Genomic DNA, 15,548 nt, shown 5'->3' with positions numbered 1-15,548 from the left:
GATCCAGTCACGCTGCCTTGCCGGCGCGTTCGCCGCTGGCCAGGCGCGCAAATTCGGACTGGTCGATATTGTCGAGCGTCTTCATCATCAGGCCGCGAAAGACGGGTTCGCGCTCGTCGCGATGCGCGACGATGCTGGGATTGCCATTGATCTTGCCGACCAGCGAATTGCCCAGCGCCTGGTTGATTTCGCTGCGCATCAGCTCCAGCGCCTGTGCGCCGGGACCGACGATCAGGATGTGCGAAGGGTCGTAGATGGCCAGCATGCGGCTCAGCCCATAGCCGATGGCGCGCCCGGCCAGATTGAAGGCATGCGCCGCGGCCCGGTCGCCGGCCTCGGCCCTCTGCATCAGCGCGCGATATTGCTCGGCCGGCACCGCCGGGGCAGGGGCCGCACTTTCGGGCACGGAATAAGCCGTGCGCAGCACGCCATAATCGGCGGCATAGGCTTCGATGCACCCCCGCATGCCGCAGCGGCAGAGCGCCCCATTGGGCGCGTGGTTCATGTGACCGAACTCGGTGGCACCGCCATCGTCGCGGCCCAGGATTTGCCCTTTGAACGTCACCCCCATGCCCACGGTCGAGCCCACGAATACCGTGGCGACGCTGGCCTCGTGCAGGTCCGGATCAAGCCAGCGCACGCCCTCCGCCAGAAGCCGCCCGCGCTTGTGCAGGGTCACCGGGATGCCGGTTTCTTCCGCCAGCTCGGCTGCGAAAGGCGTGTCGGCCAGCCTTGCAATGGGCGACCACTTGAGCCGGCATCCCTCGCGATCGAGAATGCCCTGCACCGAAATGGCGATGCGGCGCAGCCGTGGCGCACTGGCGGGATTGCGGCTAGCCAGCACCGCCAGCCTCTCGGTCAGCAATTGCGTCGGGGAGGTGGCCGCGAATGTCGTGGGTCCGATATCGGATTCCACCCGGTCCACCAGCACGCCGCCATAATCCACCAGCGACAGGCGCAGGCGATTGACGTCAATTTCGAACAGCGCCGCATAGGCGGCCGTGCGCACGAAATCGACGAGCACGGCGGGTCGGCCACGGCTGCGCCCGTCAGGCTTTTCCGCCGGCAGTTCGCGCATCAGGCCCTGGGCCATCAGGTCCTGGGTAATGGCGGTGATGCTGGCGTGGCTGAGGCCAGTGAGGCTGGCGAGCGCGGTGCGCGACTGGGTGCCGTTCACCCTGAGGGCGCCCAGAACCAGTCCTCGGTTTTGCCGCCGGACGCTGTCGCTGTCGCTGACCGTGCGCGTCAAGCAGGTCACTCCTTGATTGAACGTGCCACCTTGGCCAAGGGCCGAAAGCAAAGCAATGACTTAGTGCATTGCGCCCCGCAAATGGTGTTGACACTGCCTGGCGGTGACGGCGCCTTAAACGCAGCGGAAATTGACCGTGGTTTTTAAGGCAAAGGGCAGTGGGAGGTTCTCACCTCGCGGCAATTCGGGTAGGGATTTGCCAATGGGGAGAAGAGGTATGAACAAGTTTGCTGCGGCCCTTCTGGCGGCGCCGGTCTTGTCCGGTACTGTGATCGCGCAGGACCAGGTGATTGTGGGGATCAGCTGGAACAATTTCCAGGAAGAACGCTGGAAGACCGATGAAGCCGCGATAAAAGGCATGCTCGAAGCCAACGGCGCCCGCTACATATCGTCCGACGCGCAGTCCTCCGCCGCCAAGCAGCTTACCGATATCGAAAGCCTCATCAGCCAAGGGGCGGACGTGATCATTGTCCTGGCTCAGGATAATGATGCCGTCGGACCCGCGGTTGCGGCCGCTGTTGCCGAAGGCATTCCCGTCATCGGCTATGATCGCCTGATCGAAAATCCCGACGCCTTCTATCTCTCCTTCGACAACCGCGAAGTGGGGCGTCTGCAGGCGGCTGGCGTCATGGCGCTGCAGCCCGAGGGCAATTACGTCTTCATCAAGGGCAATTCCGGCGACCCCAATGCCGACTTCCTGTTCCAGGGGCAGATGGAGGTGCTTGAGGGCGCCATTGCCGATGGGCGAATCCACAATGTGGGCGAGGCCTATACCGACAACTGGAACCCCGAAGTCGCCCAGTCGACCATGGAGCAGTTCCTGACCGCCAACAATAACGAGGTCGATGCCGTCGTTGCCTCCAATGACGGCACTGCCGGTGGCGCCATCGCCGCGCTGGCGGCGCAGGGTCTGGCTGGTGCGGTGCCGGTTTCCGGACAGGATGGCGATCACGCCGCCCTCAACCGCATCGCCCTCGGCACGCAGACCGTGTCGGTGTGGAAGGATGCGCGCGAACTGGGCAAGAAGGCCGCGCTCGTCGCCATCGAGCTTGCAGGCGGCAAGCGCATGGACGAAATCGAAGGGACTGTGCCCTTTGCCGATGGCCCCAAGGGGGTGGAAATGAACGCCTTCTTCATCGAGCCGGTCGCCATTACGCGCGACAATCTCAACCTGGTTATCGATGCCGGCTGGGTCTCGAAGGAGGTCGTCTGTCTTGGCGTGCCGGCCGGAACCGTTGCCGCCTGCAACTGATCGTTTCGACCAGGTGATCGCGGCAACACGTAGCCTGCGCCGTCGGACCGGTGTAAGGGCTACGGGCCCCGGGTCTCCGGAGTGTCATCCCCCGGGGTAAAGTCATGGCAGAACATTCAGCCCAAACCAGCCCGGCGCATCCCAGCGCCCTCATGCGCAATCCGTTGCAGCGCTTTCTCGGCTCGACGGAGCTGGATACCCGTCAGCTCGGCATGATCGGGGCGCTCGCCATCATCTGGATCGCCTTCAACATTTTCTCGGACGGGCTTTTCCTCACCCCGCGCAATCTGTGGAACCTGTCGGTCCAGACCGCGTCCGTCGCCGTGCTCGTCACCGGCATGGTGCTGATTATCGTCACCCGCAATATCGACCTTTCCGTCGGTTCGATCCTGGGGCTGGTGGGCATGGTTATGGGGATCATGCAAACCGAGATACTGCCCGTTCACCTGGGCCTTGGCCTCGGCCACCCGCTGATCTGGGTGCTCTCGCTAGCCGCGGGTCTGGTGGTGGGCGTGGGCATCGGCGCGCTGCAGGGCAGCATCATCGCCTTTCTGCGCATCCCCTCCTTCATCGTGACACTGGGCGGTTATCTCGTCTGGCGCGGTGTCGCTTGGTGGTTCACCGCCGGCCGCACCGTGGCGCCGATGGATTCCACCTTCCAGCTGATGGGTGGTGGCCCGGCCGGTTCGATCGGGGCCTTCTGGAGCTGGGTCGTCGCAGTCATCGCCTGCGCCGCCATTGTCGCCGGCCTCTATTTCGGCCGCCGCCAGCGCGAACGCTTTAACTTCCCGCAGCGTCCGGTCTGGGCCGAGGCCGTGCTGGCCGTCATCGGCTGCGGCATCACCATCGCCGCGGTCTGGGTGGCCAATGCCTATCCCTGGCCGGTGCGCATCGCCGAAACTTATGCCCGGGCGAACAATCTCGCCATTCCCGATTCCGGATTGTTCATCGCCCACGGCATTGCCGTGCCGGTGCTGATCGCGTTGGGCGTCGGCGTCGCCATGACCTTCCTCGCCACCCGCACCCGCTTCGGCCGCTATGTCTATGCCATGGGCGGCAATCCCGAAGCGGCGGAGCTGGCCGGCATCAATACCCGCTGGGTCACGGTCAAGATTTTCATGCTGATGGGCGGTCTGTGCGCCATTGCCGCTGCCATTTCCACCGCCCGTCTCAACGCCGCGACCAATGCCTTGGGCACGCTCGACGAACTCTATGTCATCGCCGCGGCCGTCATCGGCGGCACCTCGCTGGCCGGCGGTGTCGGCACCATTGCCGGGGCGCTTCTTGGCGCGTTGGTCATGCAATCGCTGCAATCGGGGATGGTGCTGATGGGCATGGACAGCCCGCTGCAGTCGATTGTTGTCGGTATCGTTCTGGTCTTCGCGGTGTGGCTCGACACGCTCTACCGCCGGAATAAGCATTAGGAGTCCGAACCATGCTGGACACCACTACGCCCCTCGTCGAAATGACCGACATCTCGATCTCCTTCGGGGGCATTCGGGCGGTCGATCATGCCTCCATCTCGCTGCATCGCGGCGAGGTCGTCGGCCTGCTCGGCCACAATGGCGCCGGCAAGTCGACGCTGATCAAGATTCTCTCGGGCGCCTATAAGCGCGACAGCGGCGATATCCGCATCAATGGCGAGGCCGCCGCGATCAACAATCCCCGCGACGCCAAGGCCTATGGCATCGAGACCGTCTATCAGCAGCTGGCCGTGGCCGACAATGTCGATGCCGCCGCCAATCTGTTCCTCGGGCGCGAGATGATCACCCCGCTCGGCACGCTCGACGACGCGGCCATGGAATCGCGGGCCCGCGAGGTCATGGGGCGGCTCAATCCCAATTTCCGCCGCTTCAAGGAACCGGTAAAGGCGCTTTCCGGCGGCCAGCGTCAGTCCGTCGCCATCGCCCGCGCCATCCTGTTCGATGCCCGTATTCTGATCATGGACGAACCCACCGCGTCTCTCGGTCCGCAGGAAACCGCGCAAGTGGGCGAGCTGATCAAGCAGCTCAAATTCGATGGCATCGGCATCTTCCTCATCAGCCACGACATCCACGACGTCTTCGACCTGGCCGATCGCGTCGTGGTGATGAAGAACGGCAAGGTCGTGGGCGAAGCGAAAACCTCCGATGTCACCAAGGACGAGGTTTTGGGCATGATCATCATGGGCAAGGTGCCGCCCGGCGCCAAACCCGGCCCTGGCGCCATCGCCATCTAGGCTTGGGGTGCTGCACACCCCGATGCCGCCGGGGCTGGACAGGCGGCCTATGGTCCTGCTCTCTTGCGCCCAGTGCTTCCGGGATGCCGATATGGTCCGCCGCCGCTTTCACGCCTTCTATGTCTCGATCGCCATAGGCCTCGTGGTCGCCGTGGCCAGCCTGGTGCTGGTGCCTGGCTGGGCGGTGACGATTTCGGCGATCGCCTTCTTTGCCTCCTACCTTGTCCAGGCCTTTCGGCGCCTCCCCAAGATGTCGGCGAGCTTCCTGCGGCAGCATGCCGATCAGGAAGATGCGCCTGTCGTCGCGATCTTCCTCATCACCGCACTGATCGTCGGGGTCTGCGTCGTCTCGCTGTTTCAGGTCATCAATTCGGGCGGCAAGGCCGGCGCTTTGCAGCTTGCACTCAGCATTGTTGCGGTGGTTTTGGGCTGGTTCGTCGTCCACATGCTGGCTACCTATCACTATGCCTATGAGTTCTACGAGGCTGAGGGCGGCGGGCTCGATTTCCCGGGCAAGGCTGAGCCGGATGGGCTGGCCTTTCTCTATTTCGCCTATGTCATCGGCATGACCGCGCAAGTGGCCGATGTGGCGATCACCAAGAATGAAATGCGCAAGGTGGTGCTGATCCACTCCGTCTTCGCCTTCTTCTTCAACACGGTGATCGTGGCCGCGACGGTCAATGTGGCGGTATCGGTGGGCGGCATGTGAGTTGCCGCTCGGCGCGCACCATGGCAAACCTTGGGCAAAACGAACAAGGAGCCGAATCCCATGAAGACCCGCGCCGCCGTCGCCTTTGCTGCCGGTAAGCCGCTCGAAATCGTCGAAGTGGATCTGGAGGGCCCTAAGGCTGGCGAAGTTCTCATTGAGATCAAGGCCACCGGCATTTGCCACACCGACGATTTTACGCTTTCGGGCGCTGATCCCGAGGGCCTGTTTCCATCGATCCTTGGCCATGAGGGCGCTGGTGTCGTGGTCGATGTCGGCCCCGGGGTGACCAGCCTCAAGAGGGGCGATCACGTTATTCCGCTCTACACGCCCGAATGCCGCGAGTGCTATTCCTGCCGCTCCGGCAAGACCAATCTCTGCACCGCCATCCGCGCGACGCAGGGGCAGGGGCTGATGCCTGATGGCACCTCACGGTTCTCCTTCGAGGGCAAGCCGATCTTCCACTATATGGGCTGCTCGACCTTCGCCAACCACACTGTCATGCCCGAAATCGCCGTGGCCAAGATCGACGCGGCCGCTGCCTTCGACAAGGTCTGCTATGTGGGCTGCGGCGTCACCACCGGTATTGGCGCAGTGATCAACACGGCCAAGGTCGAGATCGGCTCTACCGCCGTGGTCTTCGGCCTGGGCGGCATCGGCCTCAATGTCATCCAGGGCCTGCGCCTGGCGGGCGCCGACATGATCATCGGCGTCGATCTCAACAATGCCAAGAAGGAATGGGGCGAGCGCTTCGGCATGACCCATTTCGTCAATCCCAGCGAAATCGACGGCGATGTCGTCCCGTACCTCGTCAATCTCACCAAGCGTCGTGGCGATCTCATCGGCGGTGCCGATTACACATTCGACTGCACCGGTAACACCAAGGTTATGCGTCAGGCGCTCGAGAGCGCCCATCGTGGCTGGGGCAAATCGGTTGTCATCGGCGTGGCCGGGGCAGGGCAGGAGATCTCTACGCGCCCGTTCCAGCTGGTCACTGGCCGCACCTGGATGGGCACCGCGTTCGGCGGCGCCAAGGGCCGCACCGACGTGCCGAAGATCGTGGACTGGTATCTCGACGGCAAGATCGAAATCGACCCCATGATCACCCACACCCTGCGCCTCGACGACATCAACAAGGGTTTTGACATGATGCATTCGGGCGAAAGCATCCGCTCTGTGGTGGTGTACTAATGACGTCGGCCCTTGAGATCATAAAGTCGAGAGGGCCGATTTCAGCTGCACAATTGGCTGAAGCCCTTGCTCTCGACGTCAAGGCGGCGCGAAGTGCGATAGATCGCTTGCGCAGGCAAGGTGAACCTATTTGGCTCGATAGGCAGCGTGGTTTTTGGTGGGCAGATGATCTGCGCCCGTCGGGAATTGCCCATGAGCAATGGAAGCGCGATTTTGTCGCTAGCCTCTAACCCCACCATTTTCGTCGACGCCGATGCCTGCCCCGTCAAGGACGAGGCGAAGAAGGTCGCCGAGCGGCTGGGTCTCGTCATTACCTTTGTCAGCAATGGCGGCATTCGTCCTTCCCGCGACCCCATGGTTCAGGTGGTCGTGGTGCCCGCCGGCGCCGATGCTGCCGATGACTGGATCGTCGACCACGCAAAGCCCAACGACATTGTGCTCACCGCCGATATCCCGCTCGCAAGCCGCGCCATCGATGGCGGCTGTCACGTGCTGGGATTTACTGGCAAACCCTTCACGCCGGCCTCGATCGGCATGGCTTTGGCCATGCGCGATCTCAAGCAGCATCTGCGCGAGACTGGCGAAATCCAGGGCTACAATCCAGGCTTCCGTCCGGCCGACCGCTCGGCCTTTCTCAGCGCTCTCGATACTCTGGGCCGCAAGGCTAAATCCTTGTCCGGTAAGTAGTTCTTAAGTTTTTGCGAGGGGATTATTAACCATAATCGCAAATTGTCGTCCGCACTTGATTTGCTTGTGTGGGTGTCGCTGTGCGGGTGTTGCGTGCGCTGTTCGTCATTGGTCTGCTCGGCGCGTCCCTGGGCGCTTGCGCCAAGCCGGTGAGCCAGAAGGAGCTGTCCGGCGGTCCGGTCGCGACGCAGGAACGGCTGGTCACCAACAGCACGTTCAAGGCCGCCGTGACCCGTGTCGAGCAACCTATGCCGGAGCGCATTTTTACCACCGGCAAGCTGTCCGGGCGGACGCTGGAGGTCGGCACCACTGCAGACATCATCCTGCGTCCCGGCGAAGTGGTTCTGACTTTCGACGATGGTCCGCGCCCGGGAAAAACCAATGCCATTCTCGACGCGCTCGATGCCAAGGGCGTCAAGGCCACCTTCCTGATGCTGGGCTCCTCCGCCAAGGCGCATCCGGAACTCGCCCGCCAGGTTGCGATGCGCGGCCACACCGTGGGCAGCCACACCTATGGCCATGTCGATCTCTCAAAGCTCAGCCGCCAGGCGGCGCTGGACGAGATTGTGCGGGGCGAAGCCGCAATTGCTGAAGCCCTCGGTGGGGCCGGCAAGGGCCTTTCGCCCTTCTTCCGCTTCCCCTATCTGGCCCAGACCGGTTTCCTGCGCACCAGCCTGCTGCAGGGCGACATGGTGGTGCTGGACGTCGATATCGACAGCAAGGACTATTTTCGCGATACGCCCGAGGCCGTTGCGGCCCGCACTCTTGCCCGGCTCGATGCTCGTGGCAGCGGCGTGATTCTGTTTCACGACATTCACCAGCGCACCGTCGATATGCTGCCGGCCTTCCTGGCGGAGCTGGACGCGCGCGGCTATTCGGTGGTTCGCCTCGTCCCCAAGAACAGTGGCGTCTTCGGTCGCAGCGTCATTACGGCCGAGATGATGCAGTAAGTCGGACTGCGGTTCAGCGCGAGCCGTTGCCGAAATTGCCCTGGATCGCCGCGCGCCCTGCGGCGGCCAGTGCTGCGACCTGCGCCCGCAACGACCGGTCCAATCCGCGGTTCCCGCCATCGCGCACCAAAAGTCCCTGCCGGTTGACGCTATGGCCTGCCAGCATGCGCTCGGCCATCATCCGCGCCTCGCGCACGATGCGGCGTTCGAACAGGGGCATTCCGACAGAGGGTACGCGCATTCCGGCCTCGCTATGGTTAGCGAAACCTTAATCGTTCGTATCCGCCGCGTCCAAGCTAGAGTGAACAAATGGTTTACGCGCGCAAAAGCGGCGAAAAACGCCCGTGAACGGGCCTGTTTAGAGTGCCTCGCCGGCGGGATGGGCAAGATTTTTTTACAAGCGGCGCAAGAGTTCGCAGATAATGCCTTGTTGCGGACACCGTTACAGTCCATATAGGGGGCATACGTTTTCAGCCTAAGTCGGCTCGCTGTTGCCGGTACCCCCGGTCCTTAGCTCACTCGTCTGTCTTGCGAACGTGTTATGCCCTCTTGCATGTTGCGGAGGGTCACCGCTCGTTCTGCCTCTGGCTCCGAGCTTCAAGGAATATGAAAATGGCCACTCACAAGGGCACCGTAAAGTTCTTCAACACCACCAAGGGTTTCGGTTTCGTCACCCCTGACAATGGCGGCAAGGACCACTTCGTCCACATCTCTGCCGTTCAGCGTTCGGGCATCGACGGTCTCTACGAGAACGACAAGATCTCGTACGAAGTCGAAACCGGCCGTGACGGTCGCGAGTCCGCTGTCAATCTGGTTCTCGAGAAGTAATCTTTCTCCCGAGACCACGTGTTGAAGGCCGCCCAAGGGCGGCCTTTTTTGTTTCCTGCGGCACCAGGCGATTCCTCGGTCTCACCCAGCGGTGTCGGTGCGCCGGTAAAAGCCGTCGATATCCGATCCCAGGCCGCAATAGCGCGCCGCCGCGTTGCTGTCGCTCACGAACGCCCCCTCCGGCCCGACGCGCACTTCGATGACAGGCGCATCAGCGCCGATGTCAGCTTCGGTCAGTTCGTTCAATTCACCCACGAATGGCACGATCCGTGCCGCGATCACGTCATCGGCGTCCTGCGGTCCAACCGCCTCGAGTTCGCAGTCCGCGGCCGTCGCGTCGCCATTGGGCAGGCCGCCGGCGCGCAAGGCAATCCGCCATTCATCGCCCTCGCGGGTGAGGGCCAGCGTCGCCGCTGCTGGCTCCTCGCGTTCGAAGACGGCATCTGCATCCTTGGTTTTGCCAACAGACGGCGTGGAGGCCAGGACGCTCAAAACGCAGGCGGCGACGATGATGTGTGTCTGCATGAAATCCTCGATCGTTTAAAAATGTCGGCTTTCGGACCGCCAATACGGCCCAAAAGCGCCGCCGCGCCCGCACAGTAAGGCGATTGCGGGTGTCCCGGCCATGGCCAGGACACAGCATGGCTGCGTGAGAGCCTAAGTCAAGGCCTTGTTCTGACTAGGATTTTCAGGAATTTTTGGAGCGGGTAGCGGGAATCGAACCCGCGTATTCAGCTTGGAAGGCTGCTGCTCTACCATTGAGCTATACCCGCGCCGGTGGCGCGATGCCGTGCGCACCGATTAGCGCGGCGGGGGGACGAAGGCAAGGGGCGGGGCAGGGGCGAGGCGACAAATTGGGGGAGATGACAATTTCTTTTGGGGTTCATGCTCTTGGGTGTTGACACTCTTGCGACAGCCCACCATAAACCGCCCGACGAAACGCACAGCGCTTCGTTTCCTGCCCGGAAATGTGGAGGGGTGGGAGAGTGGTTAAATCCATCAGACTGTAAATCTGACGCCTTAGGCTACACTGGTTCGAATCCAGTCCCCTCCACCACCCGCCCCGGGGCATGCGTCAAACAAGGCGCCAAGGCATGAGCCGCAACAAGTTCCCCCCAAAGCCGAAATACGATCCCGATACCGGGCCGGTCTATCTCTATGGCCTGCACACGGTGCGCGCCGCGCTGGATAATCCATTGCGCATCAAGAAGGCGCTGCTGGCCACGCCCAACGGGCTCAATCGCCTCAAGGAAGGCGGCGAGATCGGCAAGGTCAAGGTCACCGAAACCACCCCCAAGGAGCTCGATCGCCTGCTCGGCGGCGAAGCCGTGCATCAGGGCGTGGCGCTGGAGGTCGATCCGGTCAGCCGCTTCGGCCTCGACGATATCGCCCAGCCCAAGCTCGTGGTGGTGCTCGACCAGCTCACCGATCCGCACAATGTCGGCGCCATCCTGCGCACCGCCTGTGCCTTCGGCGCCGATGCGGTGATCACCACTGCCCGGCATTCGCCGCGCGAAACCGGCGTCATGGCCAAGGCCGCCTCCGGCGCTCTCGATCTCGTGCCGATGATTGAGGTGCGCAATCTGGGCAATGCGATCGAAACCCTCAAGGCCCGTGGCATGACCGTGCTGGGCTTTGATTCCGAGGCCAGCGAGCAGTTGCGTCCGCGCACCGATGACCGGCCGATGGTGGTGGTGATGGGTGCCGAGGGCAAAGGCCTGCGCCAGCGCACGCGTGAGCTGTGCGACGAAATGGTGCGGCTCGACATGCCGGGCCCGATCAAGTCGCTCAATGTTTCCAATGCGGCTGCCATTGCGCTCTTCGCCGCCACAGCGGGACGCGTCTCATGAGCCAGTTCGAGCCCTTCGCCATTGCCCTGCGCCTATCCGGCGTTACCGTCGACCAGCATGCGCTCGATACCGCCCTCAAGCAATTGAGCGTGCGCTATGAGCCCGAGGATGCCGACAACAGCTTCTATGCCCAGGTCGACGTGCCGGTGAACAATCCTGTCCGCGCCATTCTCGAGCTCGCCGATCGCTCCGGCCCGGCGCTGGCCGCCATGCTCGAGGATCGCCGCATCGGCCGCGCCGTGCTCGATATCGCCTTCGACTATCCCAGCGAAGGCGAATCCATGTCTGCCCGCCTCCCGGCGCATGCTGCTGCCGCCATCGCCACGCTCGGCGTCGATATCGAGTTCTCGGTCTATCTGGTCGATGTCGAGGACGACGAAGACGACGCCTGAGCGTGCCGCGGGCCGTTTCGCCCGCTGCCGAGACTCATCTCGAATATGGTATTGGTCAGGGCGCGTTGGCGCCCTGAGTTTTATGAGGCCAGCAGGTCCAGAGCCGACCGCGCATAGGCAGCCCGCGCCGTCCGGGCGATAGCCAGCCGCGCCTCGAGTTCGGCGATTTCCTGGTCCGTTGCCTGCAGCGATGCCTTGAGCTCCATGACCCTGGCATCGTGCGGTTGCGCTTTCGGAGCTCCCGTCTGGATCGGCTTCAGCCGCGTGGCCTCGGCAATCCATTTGAGAGATATGGTCTCGTTGGCATACCAGCGCTTGGCGCGGTATTTGCGGCATTTCTCGATGCCCGCGCGTCGTCCGGCCTCGATGCTGGCCGCCGGCGCGCAGTTCTGCGCCGCCAGCCCGGCGGCGAGCAAGCGGAACAGCGGTTCGGGCATGGCCGGCTCCGCCAGGATCGCTTGGGCCGAGGCGAAGCGGTCGCCGCGGGTCATGGCCACCATGTAGTCGGTGGGCTCGCGGACCGAGGCTATGCCGAACTCGTTGATGTGAATCACCGGGCAATAGGGGGCGAGCTCGGGCAGCAGATGGTTGGGATAGGTCCTCCCACCCCAATAGAGCTGCACGATTTCCCGGAAATGGCCGAAATCGCGGATGGCGTTGAGGCCGGCCTCCGCAAAGGGCAGGATTTCCACCTTGGGCTTGGTCGGGGTCACCGTGTCGTTGGAAACGTCGACATAGAGCGTGCCGAGCTGAAAGGCGTTCTGGAAGAACTTGCCGCGCAGATCCCCCCAGACACGCCGGAACACGCCGCCGGCGGCCATATAGTTCACATAGGCGCGGCGGCCCTCGCCGGCCAGGCCGTCGAAATGCGGCTGGCTTCTGTCGCGCACTGCGTGTTCGGCAGCGCGGGCGATTTCAAGGCATTGGCCGAGCGGGTAGGGCTTGCCGAGCTTACTCGGTTGCCGCGCCTCCATGATCGGGTCCAGAGACAGGCGAACAGCCAGGAAATAGGCTACGAGGGCAGGCAAGGCCGGCTCCAGGAAGCGCTGCGACAACTCGATCTGTAAGGGTGAGGTTACCGGTCTTGGTTCGCTGGGATAAAGCGGACGGCGCGGCGCTGGACGATCCATGACCGCCGCGGCGCCCGAACGTGCTGGAGAGAGCATTTAGTTGGTCACGTCGCCCTGTGTCGGTGTCTCTTGTGCCATGGCGTCCTGCAGGGCCCGGGCATAGGCGGCGCGCGCCGTCTGTGCAATGGCCAGGCGCATCTGCAGTCGGGCGATTTCCTGGTCGGTCACCTGCACATTGTTGATCTGTTCGCGTGCGGCAGCCGGCAGATCGGCAAGCGCGTAGCTACGGCCGTCGATAGTGATTGTTTCAGTCATGGTCCTCTTCTTTTCGCTGGGGCTTTGGGGCCGAACTTAGGGGGATGCTGGGTCCTTGGCCATGCAAAGCCCGGTGAAAGCTGAGGAAAACACGGCGCGCGTGCCGGCGGCCGCTCATCTTCAACCGGTTTTGCGCAGATCGGTTGACGGAGCCTCTTGCATCAATCCGGCTTTGCCAGTAGACACGGCCTCGCCTGAAGGGGTTTAGCTCAGTTGGTAGAGCATCGGTCTCCAAAACCGAGGGTCGTGGGTTCGAGTCCCCCAGCCCCTGCCAGGCAATTTTCCAGACATCTGTGGTCTTGATGTGACGTCTATCTGCGCAGAACTTGGCGTGGACAGTCGCTGCTGAACTTGCCAGCTTTATGCCCTGGGTCGAATCAGGGGGAGGGCGCCGGTGCAGGCCATATTGTCTTTGCCATTCGTGGCTTATCTGGCCGTCTTGTTTGCATTCGCGCTGATATGCCTAGGCCTTGGCCTGCTGGTGATCCGCGGCATCCGCACCTATTCGCCCAACGTCACAGAGCAGGTGCCTATCGCCGCCTTTCTGGGCATGGTCTCCACCGCATGGGCACTATCGCTGGGTTTTGCAGCCTCCGATATCTGGGCCCTCAATGCCCGCGCCGACCATGTGGCCCTGTCAGAGCGCTCGGCGATCACCAGGCTGATGGGTGTGTCGGAACCCGGGGCGCTGGACCTGCCGGAGATTTATCAGTCCGCGAAGGACTATGCGCACGCGGCGATGCAGTTGGAATGGATCGATGGGCATAACCGCGCCGCCAATCCAACCGTGGACAAGGCAGTGCAGTCCATCCGCCTGGCCATCATCCAGATGACGCGGGACGGCGCCAACAGTGCCTTGATCGCCAAGATCGTGCGGGACTTCGACGAATTGCAGGACGCCCGCAATGAGCGCTTGGCCATCGGGCAAAGCGTCGTTGACGAGACCAAGTGGTATCTGGTCATCAGCCTCACCATCCTCGCGACCATCAATATCGCGCTCACTCATGCGGCAGTGCCCAAGGCCGGGCGCAATGCGCTGATGCTGTTCTCGGTGGTGGTGTTCGTGAGCCTCGCCATATTGGGTCTGCATTCCGACCCGTTCCTGGGGGTCAAATTGCAGCTGAGCTCCTCCATCATCGGGGAGACGCCGATCTAGGGTTTTCAGGTTTTGGCGCGACAGGCGCCACGATCCCCATTCCGCCCTCGGGCTCAACCCGAGGGCCCGTCGGCGAGCCACCGCTGTATTCGCGCGCATGGAGCATGGCCCTCGGGGCTAGCCCGAGGGCGGCACGGTGCGGGGGAGGCAGTGTGCTGACTGGCGGCCCCCACACGCGCGCTGGACCAAAGGTGAGGCGCGACGGAGCCGCATCAACCACAGCGTGAACTGATCGAGCCGATATCGGGCGTGGCAGGGCGCCGCTCCGCTCATGATCGAGCAGGGTTCCCTAAGTCAGCGCCTGTTGAAGCCGCCTATTCGGCTGCGACCGGGACCTTGTCCTGGTGGCGGGCCTTGAGCTTGTTGAGCTGGTGGGCGGCGTGGGAGAGCAGGGCGGTGCGCACCTGGTCGGAGGTGACACGGCCGCAATCGGCCTTGACCTTGAGATCGAGCGCGTATTCCATGCGATTGCCCATGAAGGTTTCGCGGATTCGCACGCGAACCAGGCCGCGCACCCGGTTCGGCAATGCCGCATCCGGGCCGTAGTGCATGAGCTGGCAGCCGATGACCTCAAACGACATGGCGTCCTCCGTGCCACGATTTCGTCGCATTTCAATCCAAATGCAACGCGGTCCGACACGCAAGGACTTTCCACATACTTTTGCACTTATCGTTAAGGGCGGTGGAAAAGCCTCACGCGGCGCGGCGCGCAGAATCTGGGCGAGGGCTGTTGCATTGTGCGGTCAAAGTCTCTAGATACGCCCCAATCTCCAGCCGTGCGGGATTCCTGCGCGGCCTTTGGTTTTGCACCAAAACACCCAAGAGTTGATTTGCCCATGGCCCGTCCGAACCCAGTCCAGTTTCTTCAACAGGTTCGCTCGGAAGTCAGCAAGGTCACCTGGCCGGGCCGCAGCGAAGTCGTGATCTCGACGATCATGGTTCTCGTTCTGGTTGCCTTTGCCAGCCTGTTCTTCCTGGCGGCTGACCAGATCATCTCCTGGCTTGTGTCTTTGATGCTGTCGATCCGCTAGTCGGGTCTTTTTCAGGTTTTTTGGGAGCGGCGACCCTTTCATGGCCAAGCGCTGGTATATCGTTCAGGCGTATTCGAACTTCGAGCGCAAGGTGGCGGAAGACATCCGTCAGAAGGTTGCGCAGAAGAAGCTCGACCACCTGTTTGAAGATGTGATCGTGCCGACCGAAAAGGTCGTCGAGATCCGTCGCGGCCGCAAGGTCGACACGGAGCGCAAGTTCTTTCCCGGCTATGTGCTGGTGAAGATGGACATGACCGACGAGGCGTTCCATCTGATCAAGAACACGCCCAAGGTCACCGGCTTCCTCGGTGCCGACAACAAGCCCATGCCGATTTCCGAGCGTGAGGCGATGTCGATCCTGCAGCAGGTGCAGGAAGGCGTGGATCACCCCAAGCCGTCCGTCAGCTTCGAGGTCGGCGAGAATGTCCGCGTGTCGGATGGCCCCTTCGCCAGCTTCAACGGCGTCGTCGAAGAGGTGGACGAGGAGCGTTCGCGCCTCAAGGTCGAGGTGTCGATCTTCGGTCGCCCCACTCCGGTGGAGCTCGAATACGGTCAGGTCGAAAAGATCTGATCCCAGCGTTTTGGCGTCAGCCAAAAATCGCACCCGGCCTTTTGGTGCAAGCCAAAATGGTCCAGCGTTTTTGGCGTTAGCC

General features: G+C 62.7%; 20 protein-coding genes and 3 tRNA genes. 16 read left to right on the top strand and 7 right to left on the bottom strand.

All coding sequences use genetic code 11. From position 1 onward, the window contains the following. Nucleotides 1-7 precede the first annotated feature (7 nt). The gene (locus BGO80_RS01925; protein ID WP_286718611.1) at nucleotides 8-1,249 is read right to left on the bottom strand and encodes an ROK family transcriptional regulator; all 1,242 of its coding nucleotides are present in this window, start codon (nucleotides 1,247-1,249) and stop codon (nucleotides 8-10) included. 217 nt (nucleotides 1,250-1,466) lie between these two features. Here BGO80_RS01925 and xylF point away from each other — a divergent pair, with 217 nt between their 5' ends. The 8 genes from xylF (at nucleotide 1,467) to BGO80_RS01890 (ending at nucleotide 8,253) form a co-directional block, all read left to right on the top strand. Beyond that, nucleotides 1,467-2,501 carry a D-xylose ABC transporter substrate-binding protein gene (gene xylF, locus BGO80_RS01920; protein ID WP_286718608.1) on the top strand — a complete coding sequence of 345 codons (1,035 nt, stop codon included), beginning with the start codon at nucleotides 1,467-1,469 and terminating at the stop codon, nucleotides 2,499-2,501. A 152-nt stretch (nucleotides 2,502-2,653) separates the two neighbouring features. Beyond that, nucleotides 2,654-3,925 carry a sugar ABC transporter permease gene (locus BGO80_RS01915; RefSeq protein ID WP_502686537.1) on the top strand — a complete coding sequence of 424 codons (1,272 nt, stop codon included), beginning with the start codon at nucleotides 2,654-2,656 and terminating at the stop codon, nucleotides 3,923-3,925. An 11-nt stretch (nucleotides 3,926-3,936) separates the two neighbouring features. Further along, the gene (locus BGO80_RS01910) at nucleotides 3,937-4,719 is read left to right on the top strand and encodes an ATP-binding cassette domain-containing protein (protein WP_286718603.1); all 783 of its coding nucleotides are present in this window, start codon (nucleotides 3,937-3,939) and stop codon (nucleotides 4,717-4,719) included. A 91-nt stretch (nucleotides 4,720-4,810) separates the two neighbouring features. After that, the gene (locus BGO80_RS01905; RefSeq protein WP_286718600.1) at nucleotides 4,811-5,428 is read left to right on the top strand and encodes a DUF1345 domain-containing protein; all 618 of its coding nucleotides are present in this window, start codon (nucleotides 4,811-4,813) and stop codon (nucleotides 5,426-5,428) included. A 60-nt stretch (nucleotides 5,429-5,488) separates the two neighbouring features. After that, nucleotides 5,489-6,616 carry an S-(hydroxymethyl)glutathione dehydrogenase/class III alcohol dehydrogenase gene (locus BGO80_RS01900; protein ID WP_286718597.1) on the top strand — a complete coding sequence of 376 codons (1,128 nt, stop codon included), beginning with the start codon at nucleotides 5,489-5,491 and terminating at the stop codon, nucleotides 6,614-6,616. Further along, nucleotides 6,616-6,846, top strand: coding sequence for an HTH domain-containing protein (locus BGO80_RS19395; RefSeq protein ID WP_353744176.1), 231 nt, complete (start codon nucleotides 6,616-6,618; stop codon nucleotides 6,844-6,846). The genes BGO80_RS01900 and BGO80_RS19395 overlap by 1 nt, the downstream gene beginning before the upstream one ends. Beyond that, on the top strand, nucleotides 6,809-7,303 hold the full coding sequence (locus BGO80_RS01895) for a YaiI/YqxD family protein (protein WP_286718595.1): 495 nt from the start codon (nucleotides 6,809-6,811) through the stop codon (nucleotides 7,301-7,303). The genes BGO80_RS19395 and BGO80_RS01895 overlap by 38 nt, the downstream gene beginning before the upstream one ends. A gap of 80 nt (nucleotides 7,304-7,383) precedes the next feature. Then, nucleotides 7,384-8,253 (top strand): polysaccharide deacetylase family protein, encoded by an 870-nt coding sequence (locus tag BGO80_RS01890; protein ID WP_286718593.1) that lies wholly within the window; start codon nucleotides 7,384-7,386, stop codon nucleotides 8,251-8,253. 13 nt (nucleotides 8,254-8,266) lie between these two features. Here the strand turns inward: BGO80_RS01890 and BGO80_RS01885 are convergent, their stop codons facing one another. Beyond that, nucleotides 8,267-8,494: a hypothetical protein gene (locus BGO80_RS01885; RefSeq protein WP_286718590.1), complete on the bottom strand. Its 228-nt coding sequence runs from the start codon at nucleotides 8,492-8,494 to the stop codon at nucleotides 8,267-8,269. A 371-nt stretch (nucleotides 8,495-8,865) separates the two neighbouring features. Between BGO80_RS01885 and BGO80_RS01880 the strand changes: the two genes are divergently transcribed. Next, nucleotides 8,866-9,081, top strand: a complete 216-nt coding sequence (locus tag BGO80_RS01880) for a cold-shock protein (RefSeq protein WP_126152192.1) — start codon at nucleotides 8,866-8,868, stop codon at nucleotides 9,079-9,081. 81 nt (nucleotides 9,082-9,162) lie between these two features. On the opposite strand, the gene BGO80_RS01875 is transcribed toward BGO80_RS01880, so the two are convergent. Together BGO80_RS01875 and BGO80_RS01870 are read right to left on the bottom strand one after the other, a co-directional pair. Further along, the gene (locus BGO80_RS01875) at nucleotides 9,163-9,606 is read right to left on the bottom strand and encodes a hypothetical protein (RefSeq protein ID WP_286718587.1); all 444 of its coding nucleotides are present in this window, start codon (nucleotides 9,604-9,606) and stop codon (nucleotides 9,163-9,165) included. A 174-nt stretch (nucleotides 9,607-9,780) separates the two neighbouring features. Next, nucleotides 9,781-9,854, bottom strand: a tRNA-Gly gene (locus BGO80_RS01870). 199 nt (nucleotides 9,855-10,053) lie between these two features. Here BGO80_RS01870 and BGO80_RS01865 point away from each other — a divergent pair. From BGO80_RS01865 to BGO80_RS01855, 3 genes are all read left to right on the top strand, one after another. Beyond that, a tRNA-Tyr gene (locus tag BGO80_RS01865) sits at nucleotides 10,054-10,138 on the top strand. Nucleotides 10,139-10,175: 37 nt separating this feature from the next. Then, nucleotides 10,176-10,931 carry a 23S rRNA (guanosine(2251)-2'-O)-methyltransferase RlmB gene (gene rlmB, locus BGO80_RS01860; protein WP_286718583.1) on the top strand — a complete coding sequence of 252 codons (756 nt, stop codon included), beginning with the start codon at nucleotides 10,176-10,178 and terminating at the stop codon, nucleotides 10,929-10,931. Next, a complete protein-coding gene (locus BGO80_RS01855) occupies nucleotides 10,928-11,323 on the top strand; it encodes a hypothetical protein (protein WP_286718580.1) in 396 nt (131 codons plus the stop codon). Before rlmB ends, BGO80_RS01855 begins: the two co-directional genes overlap by 4 nt. Before the next feature lie 80 nt (nucleotides 11,324-11,403). Here BGO80_RS01855 and BGO80_RS01850 read toward each other — a convergent pair whose 3' ends face one another. Beyond that, nucleotides 11,404-12,351: a hypothetical protein gene (locus tag BGO80_RS01850; RefSeq protein ID WP_286718577.1), complete on the bottom strand. Its 948-nt coding sequence runs from the start codon at nucleotides 12,349-12,351 to the stop codon at nucleotides 11,404-11,406. A 138-nt stretch (nucleotides 12,352-12,489) separates the two neighbouring features. Beyond that, the gene (locus BGO80_RS01845) at nucleotides 12,490-12,708 is read right to left on the bottom strand and encodes a DUF6447 family protein (protein ID WP_286718574.1); all 219 of its coding nucleotides are present in this window, start codon (nucleotides 12,706-12,708) and stop codon (nucleotides 12,490-12,492) included. Nucleotides 12,709-12,906: 198 nt separating this feature from the next. On the opposite strand from BGO80_RS01845, the gene BGO80_RS01840 reads away from it, so the two are divergent. Together BGO80_RS01840 and BGO80_RS01835 are read left to right on the top strand one after the other, a co-directional pair. Beyond that, nucleotides 12,907-12,982 (top strand) — tRNA-Trp (locus BGO80_RS01840). 132 nt (nucleotides 12,983-13,114) lie between these two features. After that, nucleotides 13,115-13,864, top strand: a complete 750-nt coding sequence (locus tag BGO80_RS01835) for a bestrophin-like domain (RefSeq protein WP_126151800.1) — start codon at nucleotides 13,115-13,117, stop codon at nucleotides 13,862-13,864. A gap of 314 nt (nucleotides 13,865-14,178) precedes the next feature. Here the strand turns inward: BGO80_RS01835 and BGO80_RS01830 are convergent, their stop codons facing one another. Beyond that, nucleotides 14,179-14,445 carry a hypothetical protein gene (locus BGO80_RS01830; RefSeq protein WP_286718571.1) on the bottom strand — a complete coding sequence of 89 codons (267 nt, stop codon included), beginning with the start codon at nucleotides 14,443-14,445 and terminating at the stop codon, nucleotides 14,179-14,181. 255 nt (nucleotides 14,446-14,700) lie between these two features. Between BGO80_RS01830 and secE the strand changes: the two genes are divergently transcribed. After that, on the top strand, nucleotides 14,701-14,895 hold the full coding sequence (gene secE / locus BGO80_RS01825) for a preprotein translocase subunit SecE (RefSeq protein WP_126151798.1): 195 nt from the start codon (nucleotides 14,701-14,703) through the stop codon (nucleotides 14,893-14,895). 40 nt (nucleotides 14,896-14,935) lie between these two features. Further along, complete coding sequence (gene nusG / locus BGO80_RS01820) at nucleotides 14,936-15,466, top strand: transcription termination/antitermination protein NusG (protein WP_126151797.1); 531 nt, start codon at nucleotides 14,936-14,938, stop codon at nucleotides 15,464-15,466. Nucleotides 15,467-15,548: the final 82 nt, after the last annotated feature.

The sequence above is a fragment of the Devosia sp. 63-57 genome, assembly GCF_001899045.1.
Taxonomy (GTDB): Bacteria; Pseudomonadota; Alphaproteobacteria; order Rhizobiales; family Devosiaceae; genus Devosia; species Devosia equisanguinis.
This window is presented reverse-complemented; position numbering and strand designations above follow the sequence as displayed.

Coding starts and splice junctions, on each gene's coding strand:
- BGO80_RS01845 (WP_286718574.1), bottom strand. CDS start 12,708: ATGACTGAAACAATCACTATCGACGGCCGTAGCTACGCGCTTGCCGAT.
- BGO80_RS01905 (WP_286718600.1), top strand. CDS start 4,811: ATGGTCCGCCGCCGCTTTCACGCCTTCTATGTCTCGATCGCCATAGGC.
- secE (WP_126151798.1), top strand. CDS start 14,701: ATGGCCCGTCCGAACCCAGTCCAGTTTCTTCAACAGGTTCGCTCGGAA.
- BGO80_RS01855 (WP_286718580.1), top strand. CDS start 10,928: ATGAGCCAGTTCGAGCCCTTCGCCATTGCCCTGCGCCTATCCGGCGTT.
- nusG (WP_126151797.1), top strand. CDS start 14,936: ATGGCCAAGCGCTGGTATATCGTTCAGGCGTATTCGAACTTCGAGCGC.
- BGO80_RS19395 (WP_353744176.1), top strand. CDS start 6,616: ATGACGTCGGCCCTTGAGATCATAAAGTCGAGAGGGCCGATTTCAGCT.
- BGO80_RS01910 (WP_286718603.1), top strand. CDS start 3,937: ATGCTGGACACCACTACGCCCCTCGTCGAAATGACCGACATCTCGATC.
- xylF (WP_286718608.1), top strand. CDS start 1,467: ATGAACAAGTTTGCTGCGGCCCTTCTGGCGGCGCCGGTCTTGTCCGGT.
- rlmB (WP_286718583.1), top strand. CDS start 10,176: ATGAGCCGCAACAAGTTCCCCCCAAAGCCGAAATACGATCCCGATACC.
- BGO80_RS01915 (WP_502686537.1), top strand. CDS start 2,654: ATGCGCAATCCGTTGCAGCGCTTTCTCGGCTCGACGGAGCTGGATACC.
- BGO80_RS01830 (WP_286718571.1), bottom strand. CDS start 14,445: ATGTCGTTTGAGGTCATCGGCTGCCAGCTCATGCACTACGGCCCGGAT.
- BGO80_RS01880 (WP_126152192.1), top strand. CDS start 8,866: ATGGCCACTCACAAGGGCACCGTAAAGTTCTTCAACACCACCAAGGGT.
- BGO80_RS01885 (WP_286718590.1), bottom strand. CDS start 8,494: ATGCGCGTACCCTCTGTCGGAATGCCCCTGTTCGAACGCCGCATCGTG.
- BGO80_RS01900 (WP_286718597.1), top strand. CDS start 5,489: ATGAAGACCCGCGCCGCCGTCGCCTTTGCTGCCGGTAAGCCGCTCGAA.
- BGO80_RS01895 (WP_286718595.1), top strand. CDS start 6,809: ATGAGCAATGGAAGCGCGATTTTGTCGCTAGCCTCTAACCCCACCATT.
- BGO80_RS01875 (WP_286718587.1), bottom strand. CDS start 9,606: ATGCAGACACACATCATCGTCGCCGCCTGCGTTTTGAGCGTCCTGGCC.